Origin of the sequence: Halomonas sp. DN3 (assembly GCF_024137905.1) — a bacterium.
Lineage (GTDB): Bacteria > Pseudomonadota > Gammaproteobacteria > Pseudomonadales > Halomonadaceae > Halomonas > Halomonas litopenaei.
This window is the reverse complement of the sequence record NZ_CP099965.1, coordinates 1,220,627-1,244,665: the sequence shown is the minus strand read 5'-3', so window position 1 is coordinate 1,244,665 and position 24,039 is coordinate 1,220,627. Positions and strand designations below refer to the sequence as shown.

General features: G+C 64.5%; 20 protein-coding genes. 11 read left to right on the top strand and 9 right to left on the bottom strand.

Going from position 1 to position 24,039, the window contains the following annotated elements; translation table 11 throughout:
* Nucleotides 1-131: 131 nt before the first annotated feature.
* Nucleotides 132-578: a VOC family protein gene (locus tag NKF27_RS05510; RefSeq protein WP_253555640.1), complete on the bottom strand. Its 447-nt coding sequence runs from the start codon at nucleotides 576-578 to the stop codon at nucleotides 132-134.
* 71 nt (nucleotides 579-649) lie between these two features.
* The gene (locus NKF27_RS05505; RefSeq protein ID WP_253555639.1) at nucleotides 650-1,372 is read right to left on the bottom strand and encodes a GntR family transcriptional regulator; all 723 of its coding nucleotides are present in this window, start codon (nucleotides 1,370-1,372) and stop codon (nucleotides 650-652) included.
* A 454-nt stretch (nucleotides 1,373-1,826) separates the two neighbouring features.
* Between NKF27_RS05505 and NKF27_RS05500 the strand changes: the two genes are divergently transcribed.
* The 6 genes from NKF27_RS05500 (at nucleotide 1,827) to NKF27_RS05475 (ending at nucleotide 10,476) form a co-directional block, all read left to right on the top strand.
* Complete coding sequence (locus NKF27_RS05500; RefSeq protein WP_253555638.1) at nucleotides 1,827-3,119, top strand: FAD-binding oxidoreductase; 1,293 nt, start codon at nucleotides 1,827-1,829, stop codon at nucleotides 3,117-3,119.
* 190 nt (nucleotides 3,120-3,309) lie between these two features.
* The gene (locus NKF27_RS05495) at nucleotides 3,310-4,686 is read left to right on the top strand and encodes a Na+/H+ antiporter NhaC family protein (RefSeq protein WP_045991891.1); all 1,377 of its coding nucleotides are present in this window, start codon (nucleotides 3,310-3,312) and stop codon (nucleotides 4,684-4,686) included.
* Nucleotides 4,686-6,185, top strand: a complete 1,500-nt coding sequence (locus tag NKF27_RS05490) for an FAD-binding oxidoreductase (RefSeq protein WP_253555637.1) — start codon at nucleotides 4,686-4,688, stop codon at nucleotides 6,183-6,185. The genes NKF27_RS05495 and NKF27_RS05490 overlap by 1 nt, the downstream gene beginning before the upstream one ends.
* A gap of 69 nt (nucleotides 6,186-6,254) precedes the next feature.
* Nucleotides 6,255-7,286: a histone deacetylase family protein gene (locus NKF27_RS05485; RefSeq protein ID WP_253555635.1), complete on the top strand. Its 1,032-nt coding sequence runs from the start codon at nucleotides 6,255-6,257 to the stop codon at nucleotides 7,284-7,286.
* A 275-nt stretch (nucleotides 7,287-7,561) separates the two neighbouring features.
* A complete protein-coding gene (locus NKF27_RS05480) occupies nucleotides 7,562-8,926 on the top strand; it encodes an APC family permease (RefSeq protein WP_045991889.1) in 1,365 nt (454 codons plus the stop codon).
* Between the two features lie 287 nt (nucleotides 8,927-9,213).
* Nucleotides 9,214-10,476 (top strand): lactonase family protein, encoded by a 1,263-nt coding sequence (locus NKF27_RS05475; RefSeq protein WP_253555634.1) that lies wholly within the window; start codon nucleotides 9,214-9,216, stop codon nucleotides 10,474-10,476.
* Nucleotides 10,477-10,705: 229 nt separating this feature from the next.
* Here NKF27_RS05475 and NKF27_RS05470 read toward each other — a convergent pair whose 3' ends face one another.
* The 7 genes from NKF27_RS05470 to NKF27_RS05440 form a co-directional block, all read right to left on the bottom strand.
* The gene (locus tag NKF27_RS05470) at nucleotides 10,706-11,323 is read right to left on the bottom strand and encodes a hypothetical protein (protein ID WP_222515446.1); all 618 of its coding nucleotides are present in this window, start codon (nucleotides 11,321-11,323) and stop codon (nucleotides 10,706-10,708) included.
* Nucleotides 11,324-11,556: 233 nt separating this feature from the next.
* Entirely contained in the window at nucleotides 11,557-13,908 is a 2,352-nt protein-coding gene (locus NKF27_RS05465) for a glucose/quinate/shikimate family membrane-bound PQQ-dependent dehydrogenase (protein WP_253555633.1), read from the bottom strand.
* 180 nt (nucleotides 13,909-14,088) lie between these two features.
* Nucleotides 14,089-14,442, bottom strand: a complete 354-nt coding sequence (locus NKF27_RS05460) for a metalloregulator ArsR/SmtB family transcription factor (RefSeq protein ID WP_253555632.1) — start codon at nucleotides 14,440-14,442, stop codon at nucleotides 14,089-14,091.
* Nucleotides 14,443-14,469: 27 nt separating this feature from the next.
* Nucleotides 14,470-15,801: an organoarsenical effux MFS transporter ArsJ gene (gene arsJ / locus NKF27_RS05455; RefSeq protein WP_253555631.1), complete on the bottom strand. Its 1,332-nt coding sequence runs from the start codon at nucleotides 15,799-15,801 to the stop codon at nucleotides 14,470-14,472.
* Nucleotides 15,794-16,810 carry an ArsJ-associated glyceraldehyde-3-phosphate dehydrogenase gene (locus NKF27_RS05450; protein ID WP_108450213.1) on the bottom strand — a complete coding sequence of 339 codons (1,017 nt, stop codon included), beginning with the start codon at nucleotides 16,808-16,810 and terminating at the stop codon, nucleotides 15,794-15,796. Before NKF27_RS05450 ends, arsJ begins: the two co-directional genes overlap by 8 nt.
* A 72-nt stretch (nucleotides 16,811-16,882) precedes the next feature.
* On the bottom strand, nucleotides 16,883-17,338 hold the full coding sequence (locus tag NKF27_RS05445; protein ID WP_308812402.1) for an arsenate reductase ArsC: 456 nt from the start codon (nucleotides 17,336-17,338) through the stop codon (nucleotides 16,883-16,885).
* 104 nt (nucleotides 17,339-17,442) lie between these two features.
* The gene (locus NKF27_RS05440; RefSeq protein WP_253555630.1) at nucleotides 17,443-17,964 is read right to left on the bottom strand and encodes a YgjV family protein; all 522 of its coding nucleotides are present in this window, start codon (nucleotides 17,962-17,964) and stop codon (nucleotides 17,443-17,445) included.
* A 172-nt stretch (nucleotides 17,965-18,136) separates the two neighbouring features.
* Here NKF27_RS05440 and NKF27_RS05435 point away from each other — a divergent pair, with 172 nt between their 5' ends.
* From NKF27_RS05435 to NKF27_RS05415, 5 genes are all read left to right on the top strand, one after another.
* Nucleotides 18,137-18,931 (top strand): arylamine N-acetyltransferase, encoded by a 795-nt coding sequence (locus tag NKF27_RS05435; protein WP_253555629.1) that lies wholly within the window; start codon nucleotides 18,137-18,139, stop codon nucleotides 18,929-18,931.
* Nucleotides 18,932-19,321: 390 nt separating this feature from the next.
* The gene (locus NKF27_RS05430) at nucleotides 19,322-19,846 is read left to right on the top strand and encodes an invasion associated locus B family protein (RefSeq protein ID WP_045992593.1); all 525 of its coding nucleotides are present in this window, start codon (nucleotides 19,322-19,324) and stop codon (nucleotides 19,844-19,846) included.
* A gap of 492 nt (nucleotides 19,847-20,338) precedes the next feature.
* The gene (locus NKF27_RS05425; RefSeq protein WP_301271182.1) at nucleotides 20,339-20,803 is read left to right on the top strand and encodes a (2Fe-2S)-binding protein; all 465 of its coding nucleotides are present in this window, start codon (nucleotides 20,339-20,341) and stop codon (nucleotides 20,801-20,803) included.
* Nucleotides 20,800-23,139, top strand: a complete 2,340-nt coding sequence (locus NKF27_RS05420) for a molybdopterin cofactor-binding domain-containing protein (RefSeq protein WP_253555628.1) — start codon at nucleotides 20,800-20,802, stop codon at nucleotides 23,137-23,139. Before NKF27_RS05425 ends, NKF27_RS05420 begins: the two co-directional genes overlap by 4 nt.
* A 124-nt stretch (nucleotides 23,140-23,263) precedes the next feature.
* Nucleotides 23,264-23,878 carry a LysE family translocator gene (locus tag NKF27_RS05415; RefSeq protein ID WP_253555627.1) on the top strand — a complete coding sequence of 205 codons (615 nt, stop codon included), beginning with the start codon at nucleotides 23,264-23,266 and terminating at the stop codon, nucleotides 23,876-23,878.
* Nucleotides 23,879-24,039 lie beyond the last annotated feature (161 nt).

Genomic DNA, 24,039 nt, shown 5'->3' with positions numbered 1-24,039 from the left:
CCATCCTCCTTCTCTTGTCGCTATTCGCCGCCCATGCTTGAGCGCTTGTCGTGCTCCTTGCCCCCACTTGCGAATACCGCCTGGGAATCCTCCGGCTCCGCTGGACGCCCTGCATCAAGACGCACCGTTATTCAGCCGCCACGTGCGCCTTCATACATGACCATCCAGGCGACGCCGAAGCGATCCTTCACCAGGGCAAAGCGCTCGGCCCAGAAGGTTTCCGACAGGGGCAACATGATCTCTCCACCTTCAGCAAGCCCGGAACAAAGCCGTTCGGCTTCTTCGCGTGAGTCCACTGAAAGCGCCAGAGAAAAGCCCTGAGGCGCCTCCCCAGAGGCGTCCGACCCCATCAGCACATGACCCGCCACCTCGATCTGCATATGCATGATGTGCTCTGGCGACGGTGTGCCCTCTTCCCCGCATCCAGCATCGGGTGTATCGGCGGGCATGTCCCTGTAGCGATGAAGCTCGCTCACTCGGCCGTTCATCAGCTCGGCATAGAACGCCAGGGCCTCTTCACACTGGCCGTCGAAAAACAGGTAAGGGTAGATTTGCATGAGCTTTTCCTGATGACTCAACGACGTTCTTTCGATGCTCGGGTCGGCGGTCCGAAGGACTGGCGCCGGACGTCATCAAGATAGCCCAGAAATCACATCGACGAGGCGTAGTAGTCGTCCAGCAGCCGCATCCCCTGCTCGATGTCGGCGGTCACCGCGCGACAGAAGGCGTCCCTGTCCCCCCGGCGCAGCGCCTGGGTAATCTCACGATGGTGATCGTCGGCGATGGCGGAGCCGCCCCAACGCGTGCAGATAAAGCCCATGCTGGGACCGTATTGCTGCCATAGCTGCTCGACCAGCGGCAGCAATACCGTCGAGCCGCTCAGCCGGTAGATCAGAAAGTGAAAGGCGTGGTTGCCACGCATATAGCTCTTGAGATCAGCGGCTTCGATGGCACGATTGATGCCATCGTCCAACGCCTCCAGGGCGTCGATGTGCTGGTGCTCGATCGCGGTAAAGGCTTGCCGGGCCAACTCGGTTTCCAGCCGCCTGCGGGCGAACAGCACCTCGGTGAAGCGCTCCCGGCTCAAGTGCGGCACGATGATCTTGCGGCTGTCGACAAACTGCAGAGCCCCCTCGCTCACCAGCCAGCGCAGCGCCTCCCGAGCAGGCATGGCGCTGGTGTCATAGCAGGCGGCGATGCCACGGATCGAAAGCACCTCGCCCGGACTGAAGGCCCCTTCGCACAGACGACGCCTCAGGTCCTGGTGAATTCGGGTCGAGGCGGTATCCGGCAGGTAGGGCGGAGGCGATGGTTCCATGCCGATCGGCGCGACCATGGCGTCATCGCTATTGTCAGTATGAACGTCGGTCATTGCGCTTCCTTGTCACTCCTCTGTCCATTCCTCTCTGCCATTCCACTCTCCATTCCCCTCGCCATTCCGCTCTCCATTCATCTCTGCCATTCCGCTCTCTATTCCCCTCGCCATTCCCCTCGCCATTCCTTTCTCCACTTCACTCCTCACGCCAACCCACTATAACTTTTCTATCACTCCCCTTTTGCTTCTTTTGCAGGCCGCCCGTCGACCGCTCGTCTGTCGCCATCGGCGAAAAATCCGACAGGCCGCTGGCCTGCCACCATCACGGCGATATCTACCTGCGTCTGGCGTCAAGACTAGCCCATCGCGATGACGATAGCCCACGCCGAGACGCCGCAGCCTGGGCCGCCCAGGGTCGAATTCGCATCTTGTGCGCATCTGCAAGCCCTGCTAGTGTGATCACAACATGTGATCACACCAATAACAAGCTGTCATCGTTTCGGGAGTCGTCATGAGCGAACCGCGCTGCGCGTCCTACTACGCCGCGACCATCCACGAAGAAGCCGAATATCCCAGGCTCGAGGGCGAGCATCGGGTAGACGTTGCGGTGATCGGAGGCGGCTTCACCGGCGTCAACACTGCGCTGGAACTCGCCGAACGTGGCTACCGGGTAGCCCTGGTCGAGGCCAACCGGATCGGCTGGGGGGCCAGCGGTCGCAATGGCGGTCAGGTCACCGGCAGCCTGTCGGGGCAGGACGCCATGCTCAAGCAGCTCTCCGGCCCGCTAGGGCGAGAGGCAGCCGAGAACTTCGTCTGGGATCTTCGCTGGCGAGGCCACCGCATTCTGCGTCAGCGTGTCGACAAGTACGCCATCGCCTGTGACCTGAAGTTCGGCCACCTGCACGCCGCCTACCGACCGAGCCACATGGCCGAGCTTAAGCGCGACGTCGAGGCGGCCCAGGGCCACGAGATCGCCCAGCACCTGAGTCTGCTGGACGCCGATCAGACGCGCGAACTGGTGGGCACCGAGCTCTACCATGGCGCGGTGCACAACGACTACAACATGCACCTGCACCCGCTGAACCTGTGTCTTGGCGAGGCCCGCGCCCTTGAGGACGTGGGCGGCTTGCTGTTCGAGGACACCCGGGTCACCGAGATCCGCCACGGCGCTACCCCTTGTGTCGTCACCGAGCGTGGCCAGATCCACGCCGACAGCGTGGTGCTGGCCGGCAACGCCTATCACCGGCTGGAGCGCAAGGCGCTCAAGGGCAAGCTGTTCCCCGCCTCTCTCGGCATCGTCACCACCGCCCCGCTGAGCCGGGAGCAGCAGGCCGCGATCAATCCCCAGGACCTGGCGGTCTACGACACCCGCTTCGTGCTCGACTACTACCGCCTGACCGCCGACGGTCGCCTGCTGTTCGGTGGCGGCGCCAACTATTCCGGCCAGGACTCAGCGGATATCGGCGCCGAACTGCGCCCCCGGCTCGAACACACCTTCCCGCAGCTCAAGGGAATCGCTCTCGACTACCAGTGGCAGGGCAAGGCGGGCATCGTGATCAACCGCATCCCTCAGCTCGGCAAGCTGTCACCCAACGTCTTCTACGCCCAGGGCTACTCGGGCCACGGCATCGCCACCTCGCATATCGTTGGCAACATCATGGCCAGGGCGGTCAGCGGTCAGCTGGAGGAGTTCGACCTGTTCGCCGACATGCGCCACTGGCGCATCCCGGTCAGCGAGCGCCTCGGCAACGGCCTGTTGGCCGCGGGCATGTGGTACTACCAGTTGCGCGAAAAACTGCGCTGAGCGTCCGCCGCCGACTCGCCGTCGGCAGCTCGATATCGACCGGACCTTTCACCATCAACGACGCCAACGACAACATCAACGACAACATCAACGACAACCAATAGCTGTCACGCCACGCTCCTGATCGACGCGACCCACGGCCATCGCCAGGTCGCTTCACCAACAACAATGATCGTCCAGGAGGACATCCATGGAAGCGTTTTTCCCCGCAGGCGGCTGGCTGGTGCTGCTGCCCACCGCCGTTGTACTGCTGCTGGCACTGTGGAGCCGTCGCGCGCTCGAGCCGCTGGTGGCCGGCGCCTTCGTCGGCACCCTGTTGATCGAGCCGACCAGCGCCCTGTCCACCCTTTCCGAGAGCCTGCTCAACGTCCTGACCGACGAGGACGTGGCCTGGGTGATCGCGGTATGCGGGCTGATGGGCTCGATCATTGCGCTGCTGCTGAAATCCGGCGCCTCGCGTTCCTTCGCCGAAAGCCTGTTGCGCTACATCACCAGCAAGCCCCGGGCGCTGCTCGGCTGCTGGTTCATGGGCATCGTGCTGTTCGTCGACGACTACCTCAACTCCCTGGCGGTCGGCACCTCGATGCGTCAGGTGACGGACCGCTTCAAGACGTCGCGAGAGATGCTGGCCTACGTCATCGACTCCACCGCCGCACCGATCAGCGTACTGATCCCGATCTCGACCTGGGCGGTGTTCTTCGGCGCGCTGATCGAAAAGAACGGCCTGGCCGCCGACGGCCAGGGAGTCTGGACCTATATCCAGGCCATCCCCTTCATGTTCTATCCGTGGATCGCGGTGGCCATGGTGCCGCTGGTCGCCTACGGCAAGATTCCGCTGTTCGGCCCGATGAAGCGCGCCGAGCAGCGCGCCCAGCTCGAGGGTCGCTGCGTGCCGCCCGGCGCCGAGCACATCGATGAAGAGATCGCCCACCTGGCGGCCAAGGACCAGACACGCAGCAGCGTCTGGATGTTCCTGCTGCCGATGATGTCGCTGGCCTTCTTCACCTGGTACTTCGATCTCGATTTCCTGATGGGCATCTTCGTGACCCTGGCCGGCATGATCGTGGCCTTCATCGGCCTGAAGAAGCTGACCCCCGGCGAGACCTTCGACAACATTCTGGAGGGCTTCAAGTCGATGCTGGATGCCCTGGCGGTGCTGGTGGCGGCCTTCATGTTCAATGACGTCAACACCACCCTGGGACTCAACGAGTACATCATCACCACGGTCGAACCGCTGATCAACGCCCAGATCCTGCCCTTCATCATCTTTGCGCTGATGGGCTTCGTCTCCTTCGCCACCGGTTCCAACTGGGGCGTGTTCGTGATCATCCTGCCCATCGTCACCACCCTGGGCCACAATCTGGGCGCCGACATGACGCTGGTGATCGGTGCCACCCTCTCGGCCAGCACCTTCGGCAGCCACGCCTGCTTCTATTCGGACGCAACGGTGCTGACGGCCCAGGCCAGCGGCTGCACGCCCTTCCAGCACGCCTTTACCCAACTGCCCTACGCGGCCCTGGCCGGCTTGCTGGCCGCCGCCCTCTATCTGGTACTGGGATTCATGTGATGACGAAAGCACCGTCCAACGACGCCATCTTCTGGTCACACCGAGACAACGGGCGAGTCCCACTCGCCCCCCTCTCCATTGCTGAACAGGCCATCGATGAACGGACCACCGATGAACAGGCCATCGGTGAACAGACCGGGGATAAACAGGCTATCGATGAACAGACCGGGGATGAACAGGCAGACGTAGTCATTGTCGGCGGTGGCTTCACCGGCCTGTGGACCGCCTATCACCTCAAGCGTCTGGCCCCGGAGAAGGACATCCGGGTCCTCGAGGCCAGGCGTTTCGGCCACGGCGCCTCCGGGCGAAACGGGGGCTGGGTGGTGGGCAACCTGGCGGGCCTCGAGCGGCACCTGAAGGGCCTGACCCTGGCCCGGCGCCAGGCGCTGTGCGAGCTTTTGTCCGCCAATGTCGACGAGATCGGCACGACCCTCTCGCAGGAAGCCATCGACGCCGACTTCCACAAGGGTGGGGCGCTCTACGCGGCGGCCCGCTACCCGGCTCAGGAGGCGCTCCAGCGGGACTACCTCGCACACCTGCTGGAACTCGGCCATCGCCAGCATGACTGCCTCTGGCTGTCCGCCGACGAACTCAGCGACCGGGCCCGCTTCCGCCGCCCCTTCGGTGGCATCTTTCATCGTCAGGTCGCCACGCTGCACCCCGGCAAGCTGATCGATGGGCTGGTCGAGCGACTCGCGGCCATGCAGGTCAGGCTTTACGAACAAAGCCCGGCGACGAGCATCGACGACGGCAAGGTGACCACGCCCCAGGGCAGCATCCGCGCACCGATGATCGTGATGGCCACCGAAGGCTACAACACCCTGCCCCAGCTGCGTCCCCACCTGGTCCCGGTTTCCAGCCTGGTGATCGCCACCGAGCCCTTGAGTCAGAGCCAGTGGGACGCCATTGGCCTGGCACAGCGACCGACCTTCGCCGACGCCAGCCGGTTGATCAACTACGGCCATCGCAGCCGCGATGGTCGCCTGATCTTCGGCGCCAGAGGACGCTACCGCTTCAACGCCCGTCCGCGTCACCAGGCATCCATCACCCAGGGCGACATCCAGATGCGCAAGGCGCTGCTCCAGGACCTGTTTCCCGACCTCGGCGAGGTCGATATCAGCCACGGCTGGGGCGGCACCCTGGGCCTCTCGCGCAGCTTTCGCCCCCACGCCCTCGTCGATCGGCGATCCGGCATCGCCACCGCCGGCGGCTATGCCGGCGAAGGCGTCGCCGCCAGCCACCTGATGGCGCGCACCCTGGCAGAGATGATCTGTGGACAGGACACTCCGCTGACACGGGCCCCCTGGGCCTTCGATGGCTGTGCACTGGACCAGGTGGTTCGTCGCTGGGAGCCCGAACCCCTGCGCTGGCTGGGCGCCCAGACCATCACCCTGAGCTACGCCACCGAGGAAGCCCTGGCGTCGCGTGAGCGCCACCTGCCGCTGATCGGCCCGGCGCTGAGCCGACTCAACGACCGTTTTGCCGCCGTGATCGAGTAGACAGCGACAGCCGCGATGCAGGCCGCACACTCGTCACCTTGCCCCGGAACTGCCAAAGGAGACACCGCCATGTTGATCGTTCATAGCGACGCCACCCGCGACCGTCGCACTCTCACCGAGCTGTTTGCCGGCCAACTGGTCGCGCCCTTCGAGTGTCCCGAGCGGGTGGACTACATCATCGAACGCGCCAGGACCGAGTCCATTGGCGAGATCCGCGGCCCCGACGAGCATGGACTAGAGCCGGTGCTGGCCATCCATGACGCGGACTACATCGACTTTCTGCGGGTTGCCTGGCGCGACTGGCAGGCGGCCGGTTACGAAGGCGAAGCGATTCCCAATATCTGGCCGACACGGCGGATGCCCGGCGGCCCCATACCCCGCCATATCGAGGGCCGCCTTGGCTACTACGCCCTGGCCGGAGAAACTTCGCTGAACGCCGACACCTTCGAGGCGGCCCTGCTCAGCAAGGACATCGCCCTGACCGCCCTGGACCAGGTGCTCGACAGCGGCGCGCCGGCCTTCGCCCTGTGCCGACCGCCCGGCCATCACGCCGCACGGGACCAGTACGGCGGCTACTGCTTCATCAACAACGTGGCGGTATCCGCCCAGCGGGCACTGGACCGGGGCCACCAGCGGGTCGCCATCCTCGACATCGACTTCCACCACGGCAACGGCACCCAGGACATCTTCTACGAGCGCAGCGACGTGCTCACTCTCTCGCTGCACGGCGACCCCATGGACGAGTTTCCCTACTTTCTCGGCTTCGCCAACGAGACCGGACGAGGTGACGGCGAGGGCTACAACGTCAACTACCCCCTGCCCAGCGGCACCGACTACGCCCGTTGGGCGCAGGCGCTGGATGACGCCATCGCGCGCGTCAGGGACTTCGCCCCGGACATGCTGATCATCGCCCTCGGGGTCGACACCTTCGAGAACGATCCGATCAGCTCCTTCACCCTGCAAAGCGCCGACTATCTGGACATCGGCGCCCGCCTCAAGCGCATCGGACTGCCCACACTATTCGTGATGGAAGGCGGCTACGCGGTGGAAGAGATCGGGGTCAATGCGATCAACGTGCTCAAGGGCTTCGACAACGCCTGAGCCCCGGCACGCGGCACGACCGATTCGACGAAAACGCTCGACGCCCCGTACGACATCAGTAGGTCGCTTGTCCCGGACGGGCGTCGGCGCCACGCGAGCACCGCCGGTTTCCCATACTGATTTGCCACGGGGACCGTGCACGGTTCGGCGAAACGTCTCCCCCGACGCAGCCGCCAGACCGCATCGACGACGGCAACCTGGAACGGGCGGTAGACCACGCCCTGAGCAGCGCTCAGAACAACAACAGCAACAACAGCAACAACAGGAACCGACCCATGACACAACAACGACGTTCCAGCCTCCCCGAGGCCCCCGACGGCCAGGACAGCGGCCTCAAGCGCATCCTGGGCCTGCCCGCCCTGGTGTTCTTCGGCCTCGCCTACATGGTGCCGCTGACCGTATTCACCACCTACGGCGTGGTCACCGAAACCACCGGCGGCCATGTGCCCATGGCCTACGTGATCACCCTGGCGGCGATGTTCTTCACCGCCTACAGCTACGGCAAGATGGTCGAGCACTACCCTACCGCCGGCTCCGCCTACACCTACACACGCCGCGCCTTCGGTGGCCGTGTGGGCTTCATGGTGGGCTGGGCGCTGCTGCTCGACTACATCTTCCTGCCGATGATCAACTACCTGGTGATCGGGATCTACATGAAGGAGGTCTTCCCCGCCATCGATCAGGGCGTCTGGGTGGTAGGAGCCATCGTCGCCGTGACCGCACTGAACATCCTGGGCATCAAGCTGGTGGCCAAGATGAATCTGATCATCATCGGCTTTCAGTTCGTCTTTCTGGCCACTTTCATCGCCATCTCGCTGAAGGTCATCGCCGGTGGCGAAGCCCCCTCGCTGCTGGCGCCCTTCCACAGCGAAGGGCTCCAGTGGACCACCATCGTCGGTGGTGCCGCCATCCTGTGCCTGTCGTTTCTTGGCTTTGACGCCGTCTCGACCCTGTGCGAGGAAACTCGCGAGCCCAAGCGTGACATCCCCCGCGCCATCATGCTGTGCACCCTGATCGGCGGCGGCCTGTTCATTCTGGCCTCCTGGGTCGGGCATCTGGTGTTCCCCGACTATCACAACTTCGGCAGCGCCGACTCGGCCGCGGTGGACGTGATGCGCCGCGCCGGCGGGGGCTTTTTGGTCGCCTTCTTCACCGCTGCATATGTAGCAGGCTGCTTCGCCTCGGCCATGGCCGCCCAGGCCAGCGTCTCCCGCATCCTGTTCGCCATGGGCCGCGACCAGGTCCTGCCCAAGGTTTTCGGCAAGCTCAGCCAGCGCTACGGCACCCCGCTGGGGTCGACGTTGATCGTCGGCGCCATCTCGCTGATGGCACTGGTCATCAGCCTGGAGCTGGCCGCCACCATGATCAGCTTCGGAGCTCTGGTCGCCTTCTCCTTCGTCAATCTCTCGGTGATCAAGCACTACCTGGTGGATGAGCACCTGATGCAGCCCAAGAACCTGCTGCGCTACGGCGTCATGCCAAGCGTCGGCTTCCTGTTGACCATCTGGCTGTGGTCGAGTCTGTCGCTCAACACCTTCCAGGTGGGCCTCACCTGGGTCGCCGTCGGCTTTGCCTACCTGCTCTATCTGACCCGCCTGTTCAAGGTCGAAGTACCGGACCTGGAGCTCAAGGAAAACTGAGCGCTGACCGCGGCGCCTCCGATCATAGTGTCGCGGTTTAGAGCATCCGCCTACAGCCCCTGCCCACAGCCCCTACCTACAGACCCTGCCCACAGCGCCGACATCCCGGGATGTCGGCGCTCTTCTTTGGCGCACCACAAACCTTGCAAGATCGCGCATCGAGGCATCGCATCGACCTTTTTTCCGGCCGTGTTGTGGCAAGGCACAGCCATGAAGAGCACCGCTGCAGGACTGCCCTAAGGTAAGAGACAGCTATCGAGAGTCCCTTCCCATGGAGAGCCCCGCCCATGACGCTACGCCTGCCCACCCTGATGCTGCTGACACTTGCCCCGCTGTCCACCTGCCTGGCGGCAGAAACGATCTACGTGGTCACCAACAAGACCGAAGGCAACTCGGTCGCCGCCTTCCATGCCGACGATGACGGCACGCTTTCCCTAGCCTCCGAGTATCCCACCGGGGGCCTTGGTACCGGTGATCTGGAGATACCGGCTCTGGAGAAGAACCCTGACCACCCGCTGGCCAACGGCGACGACCCCCTGATCTCCGCCAACGCCATCGCGGCCTCCGCAGACGGCGGCTGGATGGTGGCGGTCAACCCGGGCGACGGTACCCTCAGCCTGATGAACCGCGCCCCCGACGGCAGCCTTCAGGCCGTCAACAGCGTGACGGCCTCGGACCGTTTCCCGATTTCTGTCGCCATCCACGGCCACCTGGTCGCCACCGCCAGCGTGGGTGACAGCAATCAGGCCGGCTCCATCGCGCTGTATCGCCACACCCCCGAAGGACTGATCGCGATCCAGGGTAGCCGGCGCGACCTGGGCGCCCGCCCCTCGACCATCGCCTTCTCGCGTTCCGGAGCCTTCGTCATCGTCAACGAGCTGGTGACCGGCAAGATTCACAGCTTTGCGGTCAGTGACGAGGGTCTGTCCGCCGATCCGATCGCCAGCGTGGACAGCCCGCGTGCGCCGGCCGAACGCTTCCACGCCATACCGGTGGGCTTCGCCATCGGCCAGGGGGACGAGGGCGAGACCCTGTTGATGTCGGAGGCACGCTTCCTGACGCCGGAGTTCGGCCTGCGTGAAGAGACCGACAAGGTACCCCAGAGCCCGCTCTACAGCTGGCAGACCAGCTCGGTCTCGAGCTATGTGCTGGATGATCAGGGCGGACTCACCCTGAAGACCGCCGACGCCCTGACCGGCGCCGCCATGGAAGGAGGCGAGATCGCCAACTGCTGGGTCGCGCTGAACACCGACGGCGATACCCTCTACACCGCCAACGCTCTGTCGAGTTCCATCAGCCGCTACAGCGTCAAACCGGACGGCAGCATCGCCCTCGAGGATGCCACCGCCTACAAGGACGACGGCGAATTGCTGTTCTTCTCGGACATGGCGCTGAGCCCCGACGGCGACACCCTCTATCAGCTGGTCGGCAACACCGGTCAGGTGATGGCCTTCGATGTCGCCGAGGATGGTGGTCTATCCCTGCGCACCAGTGCAGGCGGACTGCCGGAGCTCGGCAGCTACGGCCTGGTGGTGCTGGAAGACGGCTAGCGCGTCATGGCGAAAGACGGCAGTTGCGGCGACACCCCAAGGCTCTGCCCAAAGAGTCGACTGGCGCAGGCTCTTGCAAGCGAGCCCTAGGCGCTGTCCGAAAAGTCGACGAGCGAAGGTTAGACAAGGCAAAAATCGGTGAGACAGCGCAGTTTACGGGGTGTAAATGAGCATTTTGATCCGATTTTTAACGCCGTATTACCGAGCGCAGGCACTTTTCAGACAAGCCCTAGCGAAAGTGCGGATTCAGCCTACCGATTTCGTAGAGATCGTGAAGGTAGACGTCCAGCTTGTAGACCAGGTGGGTGGCGACGATCAACAGCGCGATCAACGAAAGCAGGACGGCGGGATCGTTGGCCCAGGCGAACGCCGGTGAGCCCAGTTCATAGCCGATGGTATAGACGCTGAGCCCACCCAGCCCCAGCACCGACAGGCACAGCGCGATGATCACGATGATCAGGGTGCCACGCAGGTCCCGGCTCGGCGGGCGGGTCGTCCAGCTCGCCAGATGGCGGACCATGATGCGCCCATTGGTGACGATCTGGCGACGGCGGCGTAGCAGCATGGCGGCATTGACCGGCTCGTCGTCCCGGGAAAAGGCCGCCAGCGCTACCCTGGGGTCGACGCGGCCATCGAAGCGCTCGTTCACCGCCCGGGCAAAGGCCTCGCGATCACCGGTATTCCTGGCCTGCTCGGCCAGCCGAGACAGCTCCTCCAGCGCCTCGGCGTCCATTCCGGGACGCTTTTCGAAGTCGGCAAAGTGCTGCTCGTAGTAGATGTAGTAGACCTGATAGATCGACAGCAGCACGGCCGCGTAGATCATCACGTAGAGGGCGATATCTGACATGCGTTTCTCCCTGTCCCTGGCGGTAGGCCGCCGGGACACTCGATCCCGAAGCGGCACAAAGATCCCCATTATCTGAATCTTTTATTATGGCCGGTAGCGGGTGTTTTGCCGCACCCTTGTCGGCCACCTTGTGACACAAGCAAGAGCCCCCGACGGGCATCCGACGGGGGCTCTTGCTGCAACGGCGTTGTTTCAGGGCAGGAGCCGAATGTTCGGCTCCCCTCCCTGCTCGCCTATTGTGACGCCTGATCCGGCAGCTTGTAGGCCATCACGTAGTCACCGATGGTGGTGCCGATCGAGCCATGCCCCCCGGCCACCAGCACGACCATCTGCTCGCCCTGGCTGTTGAGGTAGGTCATCGGCGTGGCCTGGCCGCCGGCTGGCAGCCGCGACTCCCACAGCTGCTCGCCGGTGGTCAGGTCGTAGGCACGGAAGTAGTCGTCCACGGACGCCGCCAGGAAGGCTACTCCTCCGTCGGTGATGATCGGGCCGCCGATACCCGGCACCCCCATCTCGAAGGGCAGCGGCAGCGCTGTCATGTCTTCGATGGTGCCGTTCTTGTGCTGCCAGGCGACCTCACCGGTACGCAGGTCGGTGCCGGCCACGTAGCCCCAGGGCGGCTGCTGGCAGGGAATGCCCAGCGGCGACAGGAACGGCTTCATCTCCACCGCGTAGTCGGCACCGGCGTTCTCGTTGAGCCCCTGCTCCCCCTGGTTGGTCTCGCCGAGTTCGGCGCCGTCCTTGGGCACCAGGGTACTGGTGAAGGCCAGGTACAGCGGCATGCCGAACATCACCTGGCGCTTGGGGTCCACCGCCAGGCTGCCCCAGTTAAAGACGCCGAAGTTGCCGGGGAAGACGATGGTGCCCTGCTCGGACGGCGGGGTGTACTGACCCTCGTAGCGCAGCGAGCGGAACTGGATACGGCAGACCATCTGGTCGATCAGGCTGCCTCCCCACATGTCGGCCTCGCGCAGCTTCGGCGGACGGAAGCTCAGGGCAGACCTGGGCTGGGTCGGTGCCGCGTAGTCGCCTTCGATGGTGCCCTGCGGTGCCGGCTCCTCGGTGATCGGGAAGATCGGCTCGCCGGTGGCGCGGTTGAGGACGTAGACATCCCCCTGCTTGGTCGGCACCACCAGCGCGGGCTGCATGCCCTCGTCGGTCTCCAGGTCGACCAGACTCGGCTGGGCCGGGGTGTCCATGTCCCACAGGTCGTGGTGGACGAACTGCTGGACCCACTCCACCTGGCCGCTGTCCAGACGCAGCGCCACCACCGAGGTGGCGAACTTCTCTTCGGCCTCACTGCGGAAGTGGCCGAGCTGGTCCGGGGTCCGGTTGCCCATCGGGAAGTAGATCAGCCCCAGCTCTTCGTCGGCGCTGGCCACCGCCCAGCTGTTGGGGGAACTGGTGGCGTAGGTCTCGTCCTCACCGATCGGCGCGGTCTCGTCCGGGTTGCCGGAATCCCAGTTCCAGCGCAGCTCGCCGGTCCTGGCGTCGTAGGCGCGGATCACGCCGGAGGGTGAATCGACGGCGTAGTTGTCATTGACCGCCCCGGCCACCACCACCAGGCCATTGGCCACCACGGGGGGCGAGGTCGAGTAGTAGAAGCCGGACTGGGTGAACGGCATGTTGTGCATCAGGTCCAGCTCGCCGTTGTCGGCGAAGTTGGCGCAGCGGGCACCGGTGGCCGGATCGACGGCCAGCAGGCGCGCATCGGAGGTCGGCATGAACAGTTGGGCGTCGCACTGGATCGGCTCCAGCGCCTCGGCCGGCTGGCTCGCCGCCGCGACGTCGAGGCTATCGCCATCGCCGGATGCCGGCGGCAGGTAGGAGACGCCACGACAGGTCTGGTGCTGGCGTGAGCTTTCCGCCGGCACCTTGGCGTCATACTGCCAAAGCTTCTCGCCGCTATCGGCGTCCAGCGTCACCAGCCAGTTGTGCGGCGTACACAGAAACAGCGCATTGCCCACCTTCAGCGGCGTGGCCTCGTAGGTGGTCTCCCCGACGTCGTCAGGGCCCTTCCTGTCACCGGTCTGATACTGCCAGGCCAGTTCCAGTTCGCCGACGTTGTCCGGGGTGATCTGGTCCAGCGGCGAATAGCGCTGCCCCAGGTTGCTGCGGCCGTAGGCATGCCAGCTCGCCTCCGGCGAATCGCCAAGCTTGGGTGACTGGACGATCTCGTCCTCGTTGAGTCGCCCCTCGATGCGATGGGCGTCCACCGCCAGACTACCCAGCAGGCCTACACCCAGCACCGCCCAGACCGGCAGCAGCACCGCCGTACCCAGACGCTTGCCGGCACGCGGCGGCCACAGCAGCGGAATCGCAAGCAGCATCAACAGGCCCATGCGGGTGGCCAGCGGCCACCAGTCATAGCCGGATTCCCAGAGGGCCCAGGCGGCCGTGGCGACAAGCAGCCCGGCGTAAAGCAGCTGCGCCGGCACGCGACGGGAGCGCGCCATGGCGCCCACCGCGATCAGCACCAGACCGGCCAGGGCGTAGTACCAGCTTCCACCCAGGGTGGCCAGCCAGGCGCCGCCCCCCAATAGCGAAAGCCCCACCAACAACAAGATGAGGGAGTAGATGATCATGATCCAAGGTCCTTGCGCTGAATCGTTTAAGTGGCCGGCATGTTAATTGATTAGCATGAGAATTAACATGCCGGTGCACAGCTTCAGTGTAGGCCCTCTTCTTGTAATACAGGCAAATTGCCTGCGTCTTTTCAGGGCACGGCCAAGGCGATCAGGGTGACCATGGAAGGCGACAGCGCCTCAGCAAAGGCTCTCGCAGCGCTGCGGACGATCCCCCATCCTGGCCAGTCTTTCGTGCAATGCCTCGAGCTCGGCCCGTCGCCCCCGGGCGCCGGCTTCGAGACAGTCGAGCGCCCAGCCGGGCAGCTCGGCGCTCAGCCGGTAGTGGACCCACTGGCCATCGCGACGATCCTGGAGCAAACCACAGCGACGCAGCTCTGCCAGGTGGCGTGACACCTTGGGTTGCGACACCTCGAGCACCGCGGTCATTTCGCAGACGCAGAGCTCTCCTTCCTGCAGCAGCAACAGCATGATCGACAGGCGCGTCTCTTCCGACAGGCACTTGTAGAGGCGTAACGGGTCCAGCGACATCATCGGCGTTTCCTGTTCATCTTTGCCTGTTCATCTTTTTTCCCTGGGCAGCGGCTTTCTTCGTTCAGCGCCACGGGGTTCCTCCGCGGGCCGACTATCCTGGGCGGGCGTTGCATCGTCGTCAGCGGCTGAGGGCTCAGGCTGACCATCGCCGGGCAAGGCCAGTGCCATCAGGGCGCTGGCCAGCACCAGCGCCGCCGACACCCACAGGCAGGCCGACAGCCCCTCGCTTTGATACAGCCAGCCCGACAGCAAGGTGCCGAGCAGGCGCCCCATGGCGTTGGCCATGTAATAGAAGCCCACGTCCATGGAGGCACCCTCGGCGCGGGCGTAGTGCACGATCAGGTAGCTGTGCCAGCTCGAATTGATGGCGAACAGCACCCCGAACAGCAACAGACCCACCACCAGCCAGCCCACCTGAGCCAGCGGCAGCACCGCCAGCAGGGCTGGCAGCCCCGCCAGGGCCAACGCCCAGAATACCGTCGTGCGTCGCTGGCTTCCTGCCAGCAGCGAGGTCAGCCGGGGCGCCTGGGTCTGGACACCCCCGTAGCCGATCACCCAGATCGCCAGCAGCCCGCCCACCGTCCAGTGGCTCCAGCCATGCTGGTCATAGAGAAACACCGGCAAGGCCACCACGAACCAGACGTCCCGGGAGGCAAACAGACACAGGCGCGCGGCCGACAGGACATTGATCGCGCGGGACTTGGAAAATATCTCGGAGAACTTGGGCTTGCGCTTCGCGCGCCCCAGATCGGCCTTGAGGCGAAGCAGCGAGAGGACCAGCACCGCCAGCAGCATCACCGCCATGACGATGACCGCACCACGAAAGCCGATCAGCGTCAGCAGCAGGCCGCCGAGGAAGAAACCGGCTCCCTTCAGCGCGTTCTTGGAGCCGGTCAGGATCGCCACCCAGCGATACAGGGTGGAGTTTGCCGAGGCACTCTCGGCGGGCACCAGTACCTTGACCGCGCTCTTGGCGCTCATCTTGTTGAGGTCCTTGGCGATGCCCGACAAAGCCTGGGCCGCCATGACCCAGGCCACGCTCAGCACCGAGGACGGCACCATCAGCATGGCCAGTGCCACGATCTGCAGAGCGAGTCCCAGATTCATGGTGCGATTGAGCCCCAGCCGTGCTCCGAGCCAGCCCCCCACCAGGTTGGTGATCACCCCGAAGGCTTCGTAGAACAAGAACAGCATCGCCACTTCGAGGGGCGAATAGCCCAACTGATGGAAGTGCAGCACCACCAGCATGCGCAGGGCGCCATCGGTGACGGTAAAGGCCCAGTAGTTGCCGGTGATCAGCAGGTACTGGCGGATTTCGAAGGGCAGCGCCTTCACCCGCGCCATCAACGATTCAGCCACGACCCACCTTCAGCGCCAGCTCTGCGGTGCGGTTGGCGTAGCCCCACTCGTTGTCGTACCAGGCGTAGAGCTTGAGCTGGGTGGCGTTGACCACCATGGTCGACAGCGCATCGATGATCGAGCTGCGCGGGTCGGTGCGGTAATCGATGGACACCAGCGGGCGCTCCTCGTAGCCGAGAATACCGGCAAGCTCCCCTTCGGCGGCCTCGCGCAGGGCGGCGTTGACCTCATCCACCGTCACCTCGCGCTCAAGTTCGAAGACCATGTCGGTGAGCGAGGCATTGGCCAGCGGCACGCGGATGGCGTGGCCATTGAGCTTGCCCTCGAGCTCGGGAAAGATCGCGGTAATCGCCTTGGCCGACCCGGTCGTGGTCGGGATCAGGCTCATGCCACAGGCCCGCGCCCGACGCAGGTCCTTGTGAGGCGCGTCGAGGATGGTCTGGGTGTTGGTGATGTCATGCACCGTGGTCATGGAGCCATGACGGATTCCGAAACGCTGCTGAATCACCTTGACCACCGGGGCCAGACAGTTGGTGGTGCAACTGGCGGCGGTGACGATGCGGTGACGCTCGGGCTCGTAGAGATCATCGTTGACCCCCATGACCACGTTGAGCACGCCCTCCTCCTTGACCGGCGCGCTGACCACGACGCGCCGCACGCCCTGGTCGAGATAGGCCTGAAGCCTGTCCAGGGTCTTGTGCTTGCCGGAGCATTCGATCACCACGTCGCAGCCGGACCAGTCCGCGTCGGCCGGCACGCTTGCTCCGCTGAAGGCCACCGCGCGACCGTCGAGGTTCAGCTGCTCGCCCTCGCCATTGATCCCGCCCTCGGGCGAAAAATGGCCGTGCACCGAATCGAATTCCAGCAGGTGGGCGAAGGTGGCGGCGTCACCACCGGGATCGTTGACGCGAACCAGGTCGACCTCCCCGGCGGCGATACGCGGCCACAGACTGCGAACCACCAGGCGGCCGATCCGCCCGAAACCATTGATACCGATACGTAGTGTCATGAAAGTCTCGCTTTAGAAAGTGAATCTCGCGCCCCGGCACCCGCCAGGCTCTGCCGACAGAGGGTTGCGCCATCAATCGTCGGCCAGGTGGCGGGCGCGATCACGATCCTTGATCTGCAGCCACAGCATCAGGCGCACGCGGATTTCCTGGAGCGCCTGGGCGTAGGCGTTGTCACGCTCGATACCACGGGGATCGCGGATATCCCAATAGAGATGCTCGTCGCGACTGCCCTCCCAGTCGCGACAGGTTTCCTGGGCCTTGTCGCACAGCACGATGACGGCATCGAAGTGCTGTCCCTCGAAGCTGTCGAGGGACTGACTGGCGAGCCCCTCGGTGCTGATGGACTGCTCCTTGAGCGCGGCCAGCGTCTTCTGATGCGGCTCGTCCGGCTCGGTACCGGCGCTGAAGGCATCGAAGCGATCACCGGCCAGGTGGCGCAGCAGCGCCTCGCCCATCAGCGAGCGAGCGGAATTGGCGTGACACAGAAACAGCACGCGTTGCTTGCGGGACTCTTGTGACATCGTCATCGGGGGCGCCTCAGGATATATGGAATTTCATATATACGAGACAAGGATGTCAATTCCGTGACCGTTTCGCGTCCACCACAAGGAATCGACGACAGCCGCCAGGATCAGTGGGCGGCGGCCGAGGCCTGTCGCCTCAGGCGCACGATGGTGATGATGTTGGTGGCGAAGATCAGCGTCTCGGCCAGAGTGCCACCCAGCGAACCTGCCAGCAGGTTGCTGATGATCCAGCAGAAGGCGGCGCCGGCCAGTACCAGACGCATCGCCACCCCTCTGAGCATGAACATGGCAAAGGTGCCAAGCAGCCCTGCCGCCAGGGCAGGAATATCACGCGCATCACTCCAGGTCAGCGCCGCTACCAGCAAGGTGGCGAGCAACATGCCGAGCATGATCGCCAGATTGCCGGAAAAGCGTCGCGCCAGAGCGATGCGCAGGATGATCAGAGCCGAGATCGACGCGGCTACCCAGCTCCCCAGCAGGGCAAACTGGGTCGCGAAGGCCAGGTTGGCTCCCAGCAGCAATACCAGGAGCTTGTCGTCATGCCGGCTGGCGAAGCCGATCACACAGAGCGTGAGCGCCACCAGGCTGACGGCCTGCCCGGCGAGCCATCGCAGCCCCATCTCCTCCATGCCAAGTCCCCAAGCGATCGAAAAAGGATCGGTCATCCTAGCACGGCTGTTGCGCTGTGCCGGGCAGGCAAGCGACCGCGCCTGTCCGCATGCGTGGTGACGACGCGCGAAGGCTGGCAAGGCCGCTGCCCTCGCACTAGGCTAAACCGAACTTTGCTACGCGTATCCGCCCATGCCCCTCTCGGACTTTCCCTGCGACCAATACCTTGAGCGTATCGGCCTTGTGCAACCCGTCGAGGTGTCTGCCGAGTGCTTGCGCGCGCTGCATCGCGCCCAGCTCACCTCGCTGCCCTTCGAGAACTTCGATATCTGCCTGGGCCGCGGCGTGGATGTCAGTGCTCAGGGCATTCTGGCCAAGCTCATCGGTCAACGCCGGGGCGGCTACTGCTTCGAGCTCAACGGCCTGTTGCTGATGGCACTTGAGGCCTTCGGATTCGAGGCCAGGGCCCTGTTGGGACGTGTGCATCTGTCGGGAACCCCCACCGGGCGCAGTCATCAGGTATCGCTGGTGACGCTGGACAAACGCCAATGGCTGGTCGACGCCGGCTTCGGCACCAATACGCCCCGTGCACCGATCCCGCTGACCCCGGACACCCCGCTCCACATCGGAGACCAGACACTACGACTGGTGGAGAACGCTCGCTACGGGATCATGCTGCAATCATTGATGGGAGCCCAGTGGGTCAACCTCTATAGCGTCGATTTCACCACGGTGTGCGAAGGTGATATTCAGATGGCCAATCACTTCACCTCCACCTGGCCAGGCCTGCACTTCACCACCTCGCGCATGGCCGCGCTGGCCACCCCCGAGGGCCAGATCAGCCTTTCCGACTTCACCCTGAAGATCCGACGCGGGGACACGACAAGCGAACAGCTCCTGCCCCCGGGAGCGGCCTACCTGGCGGCGCTTGAAGAGCACTTCGGGATAGTGCTGGAGGCGAGCTACGAGGATCTCGCCCCACTCTAGGGCTTGTCTGAAAAGTGCCTGCGCTCGGTAATACGGCGTTAAAAATCGTCTGGTGCGCCAGCCCGGTCAAAATGCTCATTTACACCCCGTAAACTGCGCTTTCTCACCGATTTTTGCCTTGTCTAACCTTCGCTCGTCGACTTTTCGGACAGCGCCTAGTCGATCCCGCTGTCGATCTCTCGATCGATCCCGCAGTCGCTCCTGCTTCCACGCTATCCGAGGTCGACCGCGTCTTGTGTAGGGTTGGGCTGGGCAAGAAGAGAAAATCCGACATGGCGCCGTGGTCAGTGCCCTTAACCCCTCGCGACAGTCGCCAACAGGCCCCATTCCGTGTTGAACTATGCCCCGAGCCTTTGTCTGCCAATGGATTTGGAAAGGAGCCTGCCGTTTATGTTCAATCGTCTTGCGTCCGGCCTGCGTGCCGCCGGTGTGCTGAGCCTGCTGGCGCTGTCGCCGCTGACCTTCGCCCAGAGCACCGGTAATGCCGGACCCGCCGTCAACACCGAAACCTTCCAGTCCTGGGAGGTCAACTGCCCGGTCAACCCGTCCGACGGCTCCTGCTCCATGACCCAGCTGGTCAATGGTGCCGATGGCGAGCCGGTCCTTCGGGTCGTGGTCGGCAACCCTGCTCAGCTGGACGGTTCTGCCATGACCTTCCTGGTTCCGCTGGGCGTACGTCTGGCCCCAGGCCTGCAGCTCAAGGTCGATACCAACGAGCCGGTGGGCATGCCCTACCAGGTGTGTGTGCCCCAGGGCTGCCGTGCCGACATCCCGCTGCAGCCGCAACTGCTCAACCAGTTGAAGGCCGGCAGCACCGCCACCGTCAGCATCGTCAACCCGCGCGGCCAGCGTCAGGACCTCAACGTGTCGCTGATGGGCTTCAGCGCCGCCAAGGATCGCGTCGACCAGAACTGATCGATCCTTCACGCCACCCGCCTTCGGGTGGCGTGTCCCTAATCTCTTCCCCCTCCTGTCTCTTCTCCCCACCTGTCGATTTTCTGCCAGTCGCATTGTTACCGATCTTGCGCTCGCGCATTCCTTTGGCCCCCTCTCCCCGCTGGCGTTTTCGGTCGGCAGAGCCGAGGCCGTGCTACGGCACTCGTGCACCTAAGTACGCTTAGCCAAGGGCGCCGACTTCGGCCCAAAGTGGAACAATAAGTTGCAGGTAAATTGCCTATGATCAGCTGCAGGGGCAAAGCCTCGACCGTGACACGCCAAGGCAACGGCAAGCATGGCGACAACGACCAGTGCGGCGCCAGTGAAGAGCGCAGCGATATCGCAAGCGCATCGACACTAAAGAGCACAGCGCCAACAAAGAGCACAGCGCCAACAAAGAGCACAACGCCAACAAAGAGCACAGCGCCAACAAAGAGCGCATCGACAACAACAAGCACCAGGAGGTGAACGGTGATAACCCTGACGATCAACGACCAGCAGCATGAACTGGACGTGCCCGAGCAGATGCCGCTGCTGTGGGCGCTGCGCGATGTGGTGAATCTGACCGGCACCAAGTTTGGCTGCGGCATGGGGCTGTGTGGCGCCTGTACCGTTCACCTGGACGGCGCCGCCGTGCGCTCCTGCGTCACGCCGGTAGCGGCGGCAGCGGGCAAGCGCGTGACCACCATCGAGGCCATGGCCACCGACGCTGTCGGCAGCAAGGTGCAGGAGGCATGGCTGGATGTCGGCGTGGCCCAGTGCGGCTACTGCCAGGCCGGCCAGATCATGAGCGCGACCGCCTTCCTCAAGGACAACGCCACCCCCAGCGACGATGACATCGCCAGCGCCATGGGGGGCAACATCTGCCGCTGCGGCACCTACAACCGGATCCGTACCGCGATCCATCGTGCAGCCGGACAGGAGGAGCAGGCATGAACCGTACCGTCGATACGCTGCTGCTGGCCAACGTCAGCCGCAGACGCTTTCTCCAGGGGCTGGCCGCCGGCAGCGCGCTGGTAGTGGCCGCCCGCTGGGACCTGGCCGCCGCCGCCGAGGACAAGCAGTACGGCGCCGCCGGCATGGCCTACGGCTGGGTCGACAATCCCAACGTGTTCATCCAGATCGACGAGGACGGCAGCGTCACCGTGACCAACCATCGCGCCGAGATGGGCCAGGGCATCCGTACCAGCCTGGTGATGGTGGCCGCCGATGAGCTGGGTGCCGACTGGAGCAAGGTCAAGGCTACCCAGGCACCGGGGGATTCCGAAACGTATGGCAATCAGGACACCGACGGCTCGCGCAGCATGCGCCACTGGTTCGATCCCATGCGGCGGGCCGCCGCGTCGGCCCGTCGGATGCTGGAACAGGCCGCCGCCCAGCGCTGGGACGTACCTGTAGACGAATGCCAGGCCGGCGTCCACGTCATCGTCCACACGCCTAGCGGGCGCGAACTCGGCTTCGGCGAGCTGGCGGCAGCGGCCAGGGAGCTCGATATCCCCTCCCGAGACTCGCTGACACTCAAGCCCGAAAGCGAATGGCGACTGATCGGCAGGTCCCTCGGCCCCAGCCACGACAGTGATACCGGCAACCTCGAGCGCGCCCCCGCGGTGGATGGCGAGGACATCGTCAGCGGCAAGGCCATCTACGGCGGCGACATGCGCCTGCCGGACATGGCCTACGCGGTGATCGCGCGCCCCAATGTGCTGGGTGCAAGCGTCGCCAGCGTCGATGACAGCGAGACACTCAAGATTCCCGGGGTGATCAAGACCGTCAGGCTCGAGGGCACCTCCCAGCCGTCGTCGTTCCACCCGCTCGGCGGCGTGGGGGTGATCGCCGACAACACCTGGGCGGCCATCGAAGGACGCAAGGCGCTCAAGATCCAGTGGAATACCGAAGGGCTCGACGCCAACGCCGGCTACGACACCAAAAGCTACCGCGAGATGCTCGAGCAGCGCGCCGATTCCCCCGGCAAGGTGCTCAGAGCCAGCGGCGATATCGAGGCGGCGCTGGCCGACGCCGAGTCCCGCCACAGCGCCACCTACTACATGCCTCACCTGGCCCATGCCACCATGGAACCACCGGTGGCCATCGCCCGGGTAAGCGCAGACGGTGCCGAGACCTGGGCGCCGGTACAGGACCCGCAGAGCGCCCGCGACCAGATCGCCGAGCAGCTCGGCATCGACGGCGCCAGCGTCAAGGTCAACCAGACGCTGCTGGGCGGCGGCTTCGGGCGCAAGGCCAAGCCGGACTTCGTGGTAGAGGCGGCGCACCTGAGTCGCGCCCTCGACGGCCGCCCGGTGCAGCTTCAGTGGACCCGCGAGGACGACCTTCACCACACCTACTTCCACGCGCTGTCGGTGGACCGCCTGGAAGCCGGTCTTGGCAGCGACGGCAAGGTCCAGGGCTGGCGTCATCGCACCCTGGCGCCGACCATCATGTCTATCTTCCAGGACGACCCCAAATACAAGGCGACCTATGAACTCGGCATGGGCCTGACGCCCCTGCCCTTCGACATTCCCGCGCTATCGCTGGAAAACGGCGAGGCCCCGGCGCACAAGCGCATCGGCTGGTTCCGCTCGGTGGTCAACCTGCCCCACGCCTTTGCCATCCAGAGCTTCGTTGCCGAACTCGCCGCAGCCGCCGGACGCGATCATCGCGACTACCTGCTGGAACTTCTGGGGCCGGCGCGCGAGATCGACCCGCTGGCCGTCGGCGCCACCTGGAACTACGGCGAGGACCCGGAGCGCTATACCATCGATGTCGGTCGCCTGCGTGGCGTCGTCGAGCGAGTGACCGAGGAAGCCGACTGGGGCAAGTCGTTGCCAGAAGGCCGCGGCCAGGGCCTGGCGGTGCATCACAGCTTCTGCTCCTACACCGCCATCGTGCTGGATGTGGAGGTCAACGATCAGGGCAGTGTGATCGTCCACCAGGCGGACGTGGCCTTCGACTGCGGCCCCAGGGTCAACCCCGAGCGCATCCGTGCCCAGATGGAGGGCTCGGTGGTGATGGGCATCGGCATCGGCCTGCTGAACGAGATCAGCGCAAGCGGCGGGCGCATCGAACAGGACAACTTCCACCAGTACCTGCTGCCACGCCAGGCCAACGCCCCGCGTGAGGTGCGTGTCCATCTGGTCGACAATCCCGATGCGCCGATGGGCGGCGTGGGTGAGCCAGGGCTTCCCCCGGTGGCGCCGGCCCTGACCAACGCCATCTTCGCCGCCACCGGCAAGCGCATCCGGGAGCTGCCGGTGGGCAACCAGCTGAAGGGCTGACGTCCACCGAGGTGAGCCCCCTTGCGCGGTGACGTCCACGCAAAAGCGAGCGGCCAGGCTACCCTGAAAGGGTCGCCTGGCCGCTTTTTTACCGCCAGCATCAACCGGATCAAGGAGCGTCACAATGTCGATAGAGTTCCTGCTGACCAGTCTCATCGTGGTACTTGCCCCCGGCACCGGGGTCATCTATACCCTGGCGACAGGACTCGGGCGTGGTGCCAAGGCTAGCCTGGCCGCGTCGCTTGGCTGCACACTTGGCATCGTGCCTTCGCTGATTGCCGCCAGCACCGGCGTCGCCGCCATCCTGCATACCAGCGCCCTGGCCTTTTCCGTGCTCAAGATACTCGGCGTCATCTATCTGCTCTACATGGCCCTTGGCCTGCTGAAGCAGGGTGGAGCCCTGGACCTCCCTGGCCGGCCGGCCCGTCAGGGTTCGCTTGTCAGGATCGGCGTCATCGGTGCCCTGATCAACGTCCTCAATCCCAAGCTGTCGGTCTTCTTCCTGGCCTTTCTGCCGCAGTTCATCACCGCGTCGGGAGCGAGCGCACTCGAACAGATGCTGGGCCTCGGCGGCATCTTCATGCTGATGACCCTGGTGATCTTTTCAGCCTATGGGCTGGGAGCTGCCTGGATCAGGGGCCACGTCGCGGGACGCCCCGGCATCATGACCGCCTTTCGGCGGCTGTTCGCCGGGACCTTCATTGCCTTGGGTGCCAAGCTGGCGCTCGCTGAGAGATAGCGGAGAGATAGGAGAGATAGAGGAAGAACAGCCCCTTGCCGATTTCGTGGCCCAAGCCTCATGCCCTTCGAGACACCAAGGGTATCAAGGTCAAGCGATCGCAAGGTGGGCGTAAAGGGCGCGGCGCACTAGGCACCAACGCCCTCGAGGTCACGTCCGAA